The sequence below is a fragment of the Paenibacillus sp. FSL H8-0168 genome, assembly GCF_038592955.1.
Classification (GTDB): Bacteria; Bacillota; Bacilli; order Paenibacillales; family Paenibacillaceae; genus Paenibacillus; species Paenibacillus polymyxa_B.
Map to the genome: position 1 here is coordinate 1,790,913 of NZ_CP151948.1, position 12,877 is coordinate 1,803,789.

The 12,877-nt window shown below is 38.5% G+C and carries 14 protein-coding genes; all 14 read left to right on the forward strand.

Annotated elements, in window-relative coordinates; all coding sequences use genetic code 11:
• The first annotated feature begins 104 nt into the window (after positions 1–104).
• Positions 105–416, forward strand: coding sequence for a helix-turn-helix transcriptional regulator (locus tag MHI21_RS08255; protein ID WP_061831898.1), 312 nt, complete (start codon positions 105–107; stop codon positions 414–416).
• Between the two features lie 76 nt (positions 417–492).
• Complete coding sequence (locus tag MHI21_RS08260) at positions 493–1,668, forward strand: MFS transporter (RefSeq protein WP_342419798.1); 1,176 nt, start codon at positions 493–495, stop codon at positions 1,666–1,668.
• A 237-nt stretch (positions 1,669–1,905) separates the two neighbouring features.
• Positions 1,906–2,430: a hypothetical protein gene (locus MHI21_RS08265; protein WP_342419799.1), complete on the forward strand. Its 525-nt coding sequence runs from the start codon at positions 1,906–1,908 to the stop codon at positions 2,428–2,430.
• 95 nt (positions 2,431–2,525) lie between these two features.
• Positions 2,526–3,200, forward strand: coding sequence for a VOC family protein (locus MHI21_RS08270; protein WP_342419800.1), 675 nt, complete (start codon positions 2,526–2,528; stop codon positions 3,198–3,200).
• A 159-nt stretch (positions 3,201–3,359) separates the two neighbouring features.
• Positions 3,360–3,815: a GNAT family N-acetyltransferase gene (locus MHI21_RS08275; RefSeq protein ID WP_342419801.1), complete on the forward strand. Its 456-nt coding sequence runs from the start codon at positions 3,360–3,362 to the stop codon at positions 3,813–3,815.
• Positions 3,816–4,037: 222 nt separating this feature from the next.
• Positions 4,038–5,363 (forward strand): helix-turn-helix transcriptional regulator, encoded by a 1,326-nt coding sequence (locus MHI21_RS08280; protein ID WP_342420193.1) that lies wholly within the window; start codon positions 4,038–4,040, stop codon positions 5,361–5,363.
• Positions 5,364–5,793: 430 nt separating this feature from the next.
• Positions 5,794–7,167, forward strand: coding sequence for a helix-turn-helix transcriptional regulator (locus MHI21_RS08285; RefSeq protein WP_342419802.1), 1,374 nt, complete (start codon positions 5,794–5,796; stop codon positions 7,165–7,167).
• A 366-nt stretch (positions 7,168–7,533) separates the two neighbouring features.
• A complete protein-coding gene (locus MHI21_RS08290) occupies positions 7,534–8,079 on the forward strand; it encodes a hypothetical protein (RefSeq protein ID WP_342419803.1) in 546 nt (181 codons plus the stop codon).
• 176 nt (positions 8,080–8,255) lie between these two features.
• Positions 8,256–8,456, forward strand: a complete 201-nt coding sequence (locus tag MHI21_RS08295) for a hypothetical protein (protein ID WP_028542918.1) — start codon at positions 8,256–8,258, stop codon at positions 8,454–8,456.
• Between the two features lie 33 nt (positions 8,457–8,489).
• Positions 8,490–9,092 carry an RNA 2'-phosphotransferase gene (locus MHI21_RS08300; RefSeq protein WP_342420194.1) on the forward strand — a complete coding sequence of 201 codons (603 nt, stop codon included), beginning with the start codon at positions 8,490–8,492 and terminating at the stop codon, positions 9,090–9,092.
• A gap of 126 nt (positions 9,093–9,218) precedes the next feature.
• Positions 9,219–10,562 (forward strand): WXG100 family type VII secretion target, encoded by a 1,344-nt coding sequence (locus MHI21_RS08305; RefSeq protein WP_342419804.1) that lies wholly within the window; start codon positions 9,219–9,221, stop codon positions 10,560–10,562.
• Positions 10,562–11,050 (forward strand): hypothetical protein, encoded by a 489-nt coding sequence (locus MHI21_RS08310; RefSeq protein WP_250267935.1) that lies wholly within the window; start codon positions 10,562–10,564, stop codon positions 11,048–11,050. Before MHI21_RS08305 ends, MHI21_RS08310 begins: the two co-directional genes overlap by 1 nt.
• Positions 11,051–11,764: 714 nt before the next feature.
• Complete coding sequence (locus MHI21_RS08315) at positions 11,765–12,544, forward strand: hypothetical protein (protein ID WP_342419805.1); 780 nt, start codon at positions 11,765–11,767, stop codon at positions 12,542–12,544.
• A gap of 100 nt (positions 12,545–12,644) precedes the next feature.
• A complete protein-coding gene (locus MHI21_RS08320) occupies positions 12,645–12,836 on the forward strand; it encodes a hypothetical protein (RefSeq protein ID WP_155729773.1) in 192 nt (63 codons plus the stop codon).
• The last annotated feature ends 41 nt before the right edge of the window (positions 12,837–12,877 follow it).

The following is a 12,877-nucleotide window of genomic DNA, read 5'->3' on the forward strand; positions in this document are numbered from 1 at the left end:
TCCCAGCGGATTTTCTGTGGGGAAGCAGCCTTTATTATTAATTCTTCTACGTAGTCATTGGGCTTTATATTTACAAATCTAATAAAATAGATATAATGTTTTATATGGAACCGTCATTGATTTATAAAGCATTGTCAAATGAAACTCGTCGTCTAATTATGCTGTGGTTAAAAAAACCAGAAGAGTTTTTTGATGAACAGGCTTATCTAAAGCAAGGACTTAATTTTCAAATTGGTGTATGTGTGGGAGATATTCAGGCTAAATCGGGACTTGCGCAGTCTGTGATTTCAAGTTATTTATTAACGATGCAAAAATCCGGTTTGTTAGAGTCTGAGCGTATTGGGAAGTGGACGTACTATCGTCGGAATGAAAAAACAATCCGGGAATTTGCCGAGTACGTTCAAAAGGAACTATAAACTGAAAGGAGGTTTTTTTTCACATAACATATCTACAAATCTATATATATAATTAAATTGGAGGCTTATACTTAAAATGAAAAAGGTTAACCCGTTACTTATTATCATTCTGGCTTTAGGCGTATTCGGCATTATTACAACGGAAATGGGGATTATAGGTGTTCTCCCTCAAGTAACCCAAAAATTCCATGTATCAGCTGCCCAGGCTGGTTGGCTCGTCAGTATTTTTTCTTTAGTTGTTGCCATTTCAGGTCCGTTCTTGACCTTACTCGTTTCCGGCATGAATCGTAAAGTCATTCTATTAACCGCTGTATTCAGTTTTGTCATTTCTAATATTGTCTATGCCTATACCACTCATTTTGAGGTCATGCTCATTTTTCGTGTTCTTCCTGCTATTTTTCATCCTGTCTTTTTTTCGGTCGCTCTCGTGACTGCATCGCATCTTGTCCCCCCTGAAAAGAGTAGTAAAGCCGTCACCAAGGTTTTCGCTGGAATTACAGTAGGATTTGCGTTTGGCGTGCCTTTGACTTCCTATCTTGCTGAAAAGATATCGTTAGAAGCTGCTTTCTTGTTTGGAGCTGTCGTAAGCATGATTGCATTTGTGGGAATACTCGTATGGCTTCCTCCCCTGCCCGTTCAGGAAAAGATGTCTTATGGCAAACAGCTTGGTATATTACGTAAACCTCAATTGTGGTTCAACATTGTGACTGTTATTTTTATCTTTGCAGCTATGTTTTCGGTGTATAGCTACTTTGCCGAATATCTTGGAGAAGTAACTCTTATGAACGGGTCATGGATCAGTATGATGTTGATGGTCTTTGGAATCGTCATGATTTTTGGAAACTTTTTATTTGGAGGATTATTACATAAAAATCTGACAAAGACCGTTATCATGTTCCCATTGTTATATATGGTCATTTACGTATTCACTTATGCTCTGGGAGCTTCTTTCCTACCGATGGTTGTGGTTGTACTCATTTGGGGGGCCGTGCATTCCGGGGGGCTTATTATTAGTCAAACATGGTTAACCACTGAAGCGAAAGAAGCTCCAGAGTTTGGTAACAGTCTGTTTGTCTCATTTTCTAATCTAGGTATTACGATGGGAGCTGCTATAGGCGGCTGGTTTATCTCTCACTTGGGAATACACCAGCTCATCTGGAGCGGAATGATGTTTGCACTGCTAGCGTTTTTATCTATGATTATAAAAATAAAATTGTTCAATTCGAATGCAGCGGAAGTCAACGTGCGTTAAAATATGGAGAGATATTAAAAGAGTACTCTAGAAGATGATGACCATAAAATGATGCATGGGGTGATGTTGATTGAATTTCGTATGGACTTCGATCTTAATGACATTCGTAATCGTTATCGGGATCTTGGCGTTGCTCATCTGGGGAGTGATATCCTTAATTAAGCGTTTTCGCTAATCGCAATGAAGGGGTAGGCATCTCTATGTGTTGAATTTATATTATCTAACTGGGAGGAATAGATGAATATTCGAATGTATCACGATCTGGAGGCTCAATTGGAAGAGGAAATTTGGGCTCTTGGTGAGGAAGCAGCTCATATACTCCCATTAGATAGCAACTTGGCCGAGGAAAAAGCACAGAAGGCTTGGGATCTAATACCCGAGCCTAAGCATACATGGGGCATCACAGGGGTAACCTTGCATCAATACGTTCAAATTCTCAATTATAACGGACATACTCAGCGATCAGTAGAGCTTTTAAATGAGGAGATTTTAGATTTGGAAGGTGCAGGGTACCGGATTATACATGCTGAACCTTATATCCAGATGGCGGAAACACTTCTTCATCAGAGCAAGCCTGTATTAGCTCATGAATATCTCCAGAAGGCATACTCGATTGGGAGTGCAAGAGCATTTCGGGACCAGCCCAAGCTTTATCAAGAAATGGCGAAAAGTAAATCTCTGGATGAACAGGATATACTACTTCAATTTGCGGCGTTAGATGTGAATGCCAAACTTCTAAACGATTTAAAGGATAATCAATAACCAATGTAATGGTCCTATACAGTCCTAGACAAAATGCCGATTTGGATACGTACAGACAATGGGCTTATCAATTGTTTATGAGGAGGACGATTGCATTGAAATTAAAAGAAGTGCTCTTAGGCACACACAGTTTCGAAGCGATGAAAGCTTTTTACGGCTCTCTCCTGGATTTGCAGGTTGTAGAGGAGGGGGCTTCGCGGTTGTCGTTTCAAGTAGGGGAATCGGTTCTTGCTTTTCAGGAATCCTCCCACATGAAAAATGAGTTTTACCATATTGCTGTTACGATTCCAACGAATAAATTCATAGAAGCAAAACAGTGGATAATCGACCGTGGGATTTCATTGATTTCAAGACCCCAAGAAGATGAGTTTTTTTTCGAAAACTGGAATGCAACAGCGCTTTACTTCTATGATCCGGATCATAACCTTGTCGAGTTCATCGCTCACCATACACTCAACAACGCAGTCACTGAAGCTTTCGGGCCCAACTCTATACTTCGTATAAGCGAGATTGGTCTTCCGGTCGATGATGTTCCAGAGGTATCTAGAATAATTACCGAAACGTTCCAACTTAATTCATGGGGAGGGGCTGGACAGAAATTCGCGCCGCTAGGGGATGTAGAAGGATCATTTATAGTCATAGACAAGCAACGGCCTTGGTTTCCTGATGATAGGCTTCCGACCGTGTTCAGCATCAGTGTCTTGTTTGAAGGTCCATACTCTGCCAGTCTTTCACTGCATAATGGTCTGTATAAGTTGAGATCAAACTGAGTTAGGGCTTCGTAATATATATAAGCTGAACTTAAAAGTTTTATATAGTCCTGCTGCGCAGACGGATAGTGCATCCCATCTCCACCACCCCCGGATTTCTGGAATAAAGCTTACGATAAGGGGAAATCCGGGGATCATAATACATACAGGAGAGAATATATGAAAATTAGACTACTTCATTCAAATGAAAAATATCCAATAGAGCTCTTGTTACTAGCTGATCCATCGCACCAACTTGTTGAGGAATATTTAAAAAGAGGGGAGTGTTATGTAGCAGAGATTGACCATCATATTGTTGGGGTCTATGTTCTTTTACCTACAAGACCTGAAACAGTTGAGTTAGTGAATATAGCAGTATCAGAAGGTATGCATGGTAAAGGAATAGGCAGACAATTAGTAACACATGCAATTGAAACAGCCAGGGCACAAGGTTATAAAACGATGGAAATGGGCACAGGAAACTCTAGCATTGGGCAGTTAGCTCTCTACCAAAAATGTGGGTTCAGAATTGTTGGTGTAGATCTAGATTTCTTTGTCAGACATAACTATCTAGAAGAAATTTATGAGAATGGCATACAGTGTAGAGATATGATTCGTATGTCTCAGGATTTATAGAGCTTAATTTCTTTGCAAACCCTTCAAAGGTATCTTAAGTAAGGTTCTGAAAGGTATATGATATTGTGCCAAAAGATGGTACAATAAATTGCGGAAAGGCTATACAATCATTGGATTGCAATAGTCCTTTTTTAATAAGTTGATATCCTACTAAGTTCCTGATAAGGGGTGGTTACTTTGTACAACACAACAACCACGATACTCACAGAGATAACAAAATATATGAAAGATAATGATTTAATACTAAGTGATTTAGCTAGAGAAGCCGAAATGAATCCGGGCACCATGAGCAGTATTATTAATGGGAACCGCACTCTTTCAGTGGATCAGCTAGACCGAATTACAAAAGCGATGGGGCATCCCGTCGGCTATTACTACGAACGGTATGTGGCTGAGTATTTAACAGAGGCTAATCCGAATTGGCGTCGAATGAGTCCTTTTATACATAATTGTGCGAAATTAAACAAGCTGGACTGCATTCATGATGTGGTCAATCTTTTGATGGATAAGTTGGGCTATTCAGAATCCTTATTTGAGCTTGCTGAAGAGCTGTTTAAAGAAGAATGTTATGAAGCGGCAACTATTCTGTACGAGAATGTAGCTATGAGTGAGAAAAAACAGTATTCGGAACGTTTAGCAATTTGCCAATATCGACTGTTCCAAACGAGGCAAGGAGATAATCAAGAAAAAAATTATGATGCGGTTGTTCAATTTGAGGCTTACGTGGAACGTTTGGATGAAGCGGACCAGTTAGATGCGTTAAGAGATTTAGTAAATACTTGTCGTTCATTGCGAAAGTGGGATAAGGCAAGTAACTTTGCTACGGCTTTGGGCAATAAAGCTGAAATACAATATAAAATTGACCAGCAGCATACAAAGAGTGAGCAAACAAAGAAGCCTTTTTATCCTCCATTTGTTTATTGGGCATTTTCGCATTTAATTCGTGCTGAAATTTGTGATGCTAATAAAGATTATGAGACAGCGCTTCAGCATATTCAAAAGTATGCCGATTTAAGCTGGGTAGAAGAAAAAGATGATACAACTTTAAAATGGAAAAATCAATTTAAAGAATGGGCCGACGCCAATACTTATGTGAATAGGCTTATGTCTGGCGATGTAAGCGTACTCTCTGATTATGTTGCTTATTTTTCTTCGAAGGAAGATGAAATACTTCCCGCAATAGATAACATAATCGAGGCGGCTAATCGATACAATATAAATGTAGATCATATACTTGCATTGTTTGAAGTAGAAATTCAATCTTTTTTGAATGAACAAAATCGAGTAGGCGTATATACTCAACAAATTATTTTAGAACGTTTTACTCATTTCTCCAATGAATTAGCAAAATACTATTTGAATAAAGGGATATATCCAGAAGGGTTTCGTTTTTTGTTGAGTTGTTTGGAAAAATCTACAGCTATTAATAATAAATCATATATAATCAAATGTGTAAGACTCTATGAGTCCTATCAAGAGTATGCATCACCTGAAACAAAGACAGCTTATAGAAATTTGATTAAAGAGGTGGAGGAAGATGAAGCATAAAATTGTTCTAACCATATTGGTGACTAGCTTTCTATTAATGACGATAGTGGTTGCTCCTTTCCAATATCAAGAGTTTGGGTCTAGATACGAACCAACAGGGCACCACGGGGGAATCTAAGAATAAAAAGTCTCCAGTATAAGGCACAGTAGAACCTAAAAAATTACTATTATTAAGTGGTTAGATGGAATGATCCGTCTAGCCTTTTTATTGCGTGTTTTGCTGTATATAAGCAATATGAGGAAATCTTCTTTTGAGAAATATATGTAAAAAGTGCAAAAATGTTATGTGTGCTGTTGTAAACAACTGAAGGGTATATGACTTTGTTCCAAAAGACAATGATGGACTAAAGTAATTCTTACTAACTGTTTCTCATTACATGGTTTAATTATGTATCATATGCCGAGTCTACGTTGAAAGGGTGGTTTATCTATGGAGATCACACCTACGATTAGAGCAGAAGTTCAAACCTATCTGATAAGAAAAAGCTTAACCATGACCGAGTTTGGTCACATTATTGATTTGAATGTAGGAACAGTTAGTGGCATTGTGACGGGCAACCGACCTATTTCTGTTCACCAGCTAGATCGTATCACTATGGGTATGAATTTGCCACCGGATTATTTTTATGAACGTTATATTGATGAATGTATTGAAGAAGAACCGCTCAACTGGCGAAGAATCAGCCCTTTTTTGTACCGATGCGTGGTGTTAGGACGACTTGATTGCTTGCGAAGAGTTGTAGGTATGTTGCTAGATAATCCTGTTTATCTTCCTTCACTTTTTGAAGTAGCCGAGGATTCTTTTAAAAAGGGTAATACTGGAGCAGCGGCGTTCCTTTATGAAAACGTGTCAGAAGGGGAAAAGTATCAGTATTCAGAACGATTGGCGGTTTGCCAGTATCGATTGTTTACGATTCGTATTGGAGACGATCAAGAGAAAAACTATGATGCAGCCATTCAATTTGAGCCTTACGTTGATCGATTAGATGAGGTAGATCAGTTAGATGCCTTAAAAGACTTGGCGAATACATACCGCTCGTTACGAAAATGGGATAAAGTAGAACTATTCGCTAAAGCAATGGGAGACAAGGCAAAAATTCAATACAAACTGCAACAACAGCGGCATCATGTACACAAAGACAATTCGAAGAAACCTAATTTTCCTTTGTTTGCGTATTGGGCATTCTCGCATTTACTTCGTTCACAAGCATGTGGTGAGAGGAAAGACTATGAAAAGGGACTTCAACACATTAAAAAATACGCTGATTTAAGTTGGGTTACTGATACAGATGAAGAAGCTTTGAAATGGAGAAAAAAGTACGAAGACTGGGCAGTAGTAAACACGTATGTTAATAAGCTTCTTTCTGGCGATAAGAGCGTTCTTTCTGATTATGTAGCTTATATTTCTTCAAGAAAAGATGAGATTCTTCCCGCACTTGATATTATGATTGAGGCAGCTAACCGATACCATTTTGATGTAGATAATATTTTAAAGCAATTCGAAGAAGAAATCATCTCCTTTCTGGAGCAGAAAAAAGTTGAAGGATTGTATACTCAACGATTCACAACGGAGCGATACACTCATTTCGCAAGGGAATTGGCGATCTATCTTTTGCGCAAGGGGAGGTTTTCAGAAGGCTTTACATTTTTGTGTAGCTGTTTGGAAAAGTCTGCTGAAGCTAATAATAGAATACAAGCAATCAGATGTATGAGGTTGTTTACACATTTTAAAGAACATGCATCTGCTCACACGAAGGAAGTCTACGGAAATCTAATTAAAGTGGTTAATGAAGATGAAGAGTAGGTTGATTCCACCCTCCTAGTATCCAGTTTTATGTCAGTAGCATTAGTAATTATGATCCAACTGGACAATATAGAGGAATGTTGGAATAAAATAGTCTCAAGTTTAAGATCACAATAGACCTAGAAAATTAACTATGATCAAGAGGTTAGATGGAATTATCCGTCTAGCCTTTTTTAAATGGCCTGTTTTGCTATGCATTAATAAGCTTCCACAAGTGACTTAGCTTAGACTTTTATCTGTCAAATGCTTATTCGATCATTGAAAGAATATACAATGTAGAAAGTAGTATTTTAATAACAAGGCATATTGCCTATTCCCTTCATTTCCCTTATGATAATTGCACTACTACCAAAGAAGGAGATACATATGAAGAAAGCTATTCTACTATTATTAATGTTTGTTATTTTAATTCCATCACAAGTATTGGCAGCAACATCTACAAAAGCAATGTCAACAAGTGAAATCGAAAAAATATACTTTGAGAATTACAAAGATCGTGTGAAGGAAATTAAAATTGCACAAAAAAAACTTAATGCTGTTCTGGGGGCAGAAGTTCGTGAGCTAACTCAGAGATTAAACCAAGCATCTGCGCGCTATAAAAACGAAGTGAAAAATAAATCTAGTAAAGTGGTAATAGCTCAAGCCAAGGCTGATTGTGATAAATTAAAGAAGCAGCTCGGCGTGGCTAAGGTGGAACTAAATAAAACAGTTAAAAATTATAAAAAAGAAAGCGAACAAGCATTAAAGGATATTGCAAATCAGAAAGCAGAGCTTATAAAATTCATTAAGAATCACACAGCAGGAAAAGATAAACTTACAGAGTCTCAATTTAGCAAGCAAGTTAATGGAGGTATTATGTCGATTGACGGCTCATTTACTGGCATTTTAAAAATGTTGACGGAAGCTGAATAATGGTGAGTAAAGGCAGCAGGTATCACCTGTTGTCTTTTTAATTTAGGCTTAGAATGGAAGTCCTTGTTGGAGACTTTGGATTGCTGTGAAATGGGGACAAGAGGATATATGGATATGGATGAAATAAATTTGTTCATTTTTATATAATGAAGTACGATTAGCGAGGAGAAAAATGTATGAATCGTAAGTTTTTTATCATGGCTTTGATAAGAGGTATTTTCGGGTATTTCCCTTGTGGGCTGGGAGTTGCAGTATTATTGGAGGCTTATAGCAGATATAGTCTAAGAGGTTTTTTAATTGGAGCTACATTTTTCCTTATCGGGGGATTAGTGCTTTACTTCACAAGACGCTATGAATCATCAGATTGGTTACTTTAGATAAAGCAAATATTACATTAGAAGGAGTATATGATGTTATCACCAAAACAAGAAGAGAGCCTTAGTAAATTTATGAGTAAAATTCTTAGGCATACACCAGAACAGTTTGGAATTAAGTTGGATCATGAAGGTTATTGCCACGTGCAAGACTTAATTTCAGCCATTAAATCAGAGAATAGATGGTCGGATATAGGAGAAGCAGGAATTGATCAAGTCGTAACTAATTGTCCAAAGAAGCGATACCACATGGTAAATGGATACATACGAGCGAACTACGGGCACAGTACAGGAAGATTAGATTACAAAGAATCCATTCCACCAACTGCTCTTTATCACGGAACAAATAGCAAAGTAGTTGATAAAATTATTACCGAGGGCATTAAACCAATGGGGAGAAAGTATGTTCATCTATCTGAGACACTTGAATTTGCAACATTGGCAGGTAAGAGACGTGGTGAATTAGTCATTCTTGAAGTCGATACAGTAAAATCGCTGGCTAATAATGTAAAGTTCTATATCGCTAATAATGGTGTTTGGCTTGCCGATTTTGTGCCCCCACAATATTTGGAAAAAAATTTAATACTGATATTTTCGTTTATATTAAAAAGAGGCATTTATACAATACTTTTGACATAGTAAATCCGTTTATATCAGTCCATTTGTCACATAATATAAAAGGAAATTTCAGGTAACAGGTGGATATCCCTAAACATCTCCTTCTGATAAGATTATTTCCATCTAAATTAAAATGGACGTGATCAATTGGGGAGAATATTGGTTCCACCTGATAAGCTAATGGAAGTGGCTGACCAGTTCTTGCATGGTAAACACGAAATGGAACGTATGTTGAATTTACTGAATGGAAGAATTGATTTTGTCCAACAAGGTTGGTCTGGTGCTACCCGAGAGAGGTTTTTCCAAGATTTTCAGGTCTCTAGACAATCCATGGGCGTGACGCTTGAACGACTTTCTACGGTTGCACAAGAACTCATTTTTATTTCAAAAAACTTCACACAGGTAGATGGAGAAAAAGTCGTACTGGATGTGCCGGGGAATGGTGTGCCTGTTAAAACGGCATCAAGCGGTGAAGGTTGGTTACATAAAATTTTTGAACAGATCGGAAAAGCGGAGATCACCAAGGCTGAAGCCCAGATGGAAGCTAGCAAGCTTCAAGGAGAAATTCTGTGGGATACTGCTCAGGGAGCAAAAGGAGCTATTCAGGAAGATTTAACCTTGGGAATGCTGCCCGACAAAGACCGTGACTATGATCATCCTATGGCTGCTAAAGTAGGTGAAATTCTCGGTCACGTAGCTACGACATTGCAGGGAGCTGGTGAGGTAATCGTTGGAACAGGTGGAGAAGGATTATCAGTTGCTGTTTCATCTACTGGAGTTGGTAGTATAATCGGAATACCTGGATTGATTGGCTCAGCAGCTTTAGCGGCACATGGAGGTACAACCGCAGTTAAAGGCGCAAGCGGAATAGGGAAGAGCTCAGCGGAATTGTGGCAGATGGCGAAAGGAGAAGGTGGAGGTTCATCTAATTCTACTCCATCTTCGGGAGCTAAGGCAGAAAAGGCTCCACATGTAATCGAGGGAACTCACAATAATAATATAGGGAGTATAATTAAGGAAGGAAATAAGACGAAATATACAAACCCTGCTGGCAATGAATTGACATGGGTTGATCAACATCCCAAAAATATTAACCGGGATATTGAGAACTTTATGAATAGCTCAGATGTAGGAAAGGCAACTGAAGCAAAAGTAGCTGGCTTTTTAAAAGAAGAACGGGAAGTCACTGGTTTTGGACAAAAAATTTTAAAGAAAGATGGTCAATTTGCAGGTGATTTAGATGTAGTTACAAAAAATGAATTAATTGAGGTTAAGGCTTCAATCAAAGCAGTTAAAGAAGGACAACTTGAGAAAATGACAATTGCGACTGATAAGCTTTATTTTAATCCAGAACAGAAGAAAGTTATACTTTATATCGATAAGCCTTTGGGCAATCTATCTCAAAGTAATATAGAAAAATTAGATAATATCAAGAAGCTAGGAGTAACTGTTGTAAATTCCTTAGAGGAATTAAGAAAGGTGGTTAAGTGATGGGAAGTTCGGCTTTTATTTTAATAGAACGAGAAAAATATACACCTGAGAAATTACTGGGAGATGCAATCGTAGCTGCCTTTCATGCAGATGCTGGATTATATTTTGACAATGATAAAAAATATAAGAACGAACAGTTTTTTTCAACAACTCTAAATATATCTTATAACCCACTGGGTGCTGAAAATAACCAGCAGTTTATATTCTATATTGACGGAATTGATAATTACGAAATTAATTATGAGCATGATGAAGATATTAGTGGATTAGATTCAAGCTTATCCTTGTATCAAGTAGGATGTATTGAAGATGTTTATGGTGTTGAAGAGCTGATTTTTCGATTTATATATGAATATCTCAAGCTAAATCCTACTGACTATTTTTGGATTCCTGATTACGATTGGGTCTACAGTTGGGAAGATATGCAGAAGTTCAGATCTCTGCCCTATGATCCAAACTGGTGCTATAAAAATCCTAAATCAATATAATTCACAACGATTAATGAATATCTATAAGCTTGCTCCTTTAACAGTAAAATGGGAGCAAGCTTTTTTCATAGTAATTTATCTGATAAAGAAGATAATTTGCATGCACCTAAGAATTAAGAGGCGGGTTTAAACAGGAGAGTCTTCAATCAGGCTACTAACTTAGCGATATGGGTAAAGTATACGGAAGGTGCGTGAATGTTATGAAGTATGATACATTCTTAAAATTATGGGAAGAACAAAATAGTCTAATGAGACTATTGTTCTGTGAAAATAAAGTGTTAGACTGAAAAACAAAGCATTAGACCGTGAAAAATAAAGTTGTAGAATGGCAGCCGGCATTAGCCAACGGGCAGGATAACGCAACCATTAGATGGACTTATGGTTCTCATATGATACAATTTATCCCAGAAGTATCTTCGCGGGTTCATGAAAAGCAGCGATGATGAACTAATAGGAGACCAACACAAAAAAGTGGTAGTTTTATGGATATGCAATAGTTTACTATAGGGTCTTATTCCTCGGTTCGTCTAACCGATTGTAACGGAGACTTCATGAAGTGCCTGGAGAGATGGAAATAAAAGTGTTGCCTGACAATGGACATAGCGGGACTGGAAGAGCGGAAGTGACAAAGCCCATAAGCGTAGGTCACAGCTCATAATACGAACGGAGAACTATTGCTTAACCAAGAAATTACTGGAAAGTGCGGAGGATAATTTGGATCGCAATTCGCTGGAATCGAGTGGAGATTCACTTCGCAGACAACTGGTGGCACTACGCGCCGAATGGAACTTGGTACTAAAAGGAGGGGCAGGACATATGCAAGAAGAACAGGAAATATTCGCGGGCGACGGATATAACAGGTCGTACGCAATGGCTACGGGTATGCCGATTTTGAATCTTAGGGGTAGCATACCGCGTGAAAGTAACGGCCAACTACCGTTTCCGTGGGTGACAACGGGCATCAGGATTGATAAAGAACAGATGTTGGAAACCGTTATGAAGCAAAAGACACTCGAGTATTTGTTTAATATGCAATTCAGTAAGGAGGAAATGACCGACCGCAATTTGGTTGTAGGCTGTTATGAATACAGGAATCCAAATGACAAGGAACAAATAATGCTATATGCGCTGGTTTCGTTGAAGGAATTTCTCGCGAGATACGGCGATGAACGGACATTGGAGATTCTGATGCGAGTTGGCTGCACATACGAGAAGATTATGGAGGAATGTGATGAAGCCATTAAAGAACACTTTGCAGTGTTGCGCCGGTCACTTCATTTAAAGAATTTGAGGGACAAATATGATGTCGTTTACGAGTGGAGTGAAGAGGAAGGGGTAAAGACGTACATAAACAGATACACCAAATCGAGTTATAAGAAGATTAAAGCTAAATCATTCGAAGAGTTGACCAAACTCTATGATGAGCAACGGAAGAAGGATGCGAAGAAGACGTTCGCGACTCTGGAACCGTTAGAAGCATTTATGCAAGCATAAGAAAACCGCCCCTTTACGGGGCGGTTATTCAACATTTCCTCGAACGAAGATTCGAGGAATATCCAGCGATAGAGAGGATTCTCGACAGTCGCATCAGAAAGTGCTGACCCGTACGCCAGATATGGTCGAATGGGGACTGATGGAAGACGTTGATCCAGCCGATTATTTCGGCAAAACCATAGAGGTAGAACGATTTAAGGCGATTGGAAGCCTAGCGATTCAGGGAGAATTTATCGCCTCGGTGTGTTTCTTACTGACGGCAATCCGATCGGCAGCACCGAAACGGTTGTAGATATCAACGGGGATGGCATGTTCTCGCTCCCCAGTGGCAAG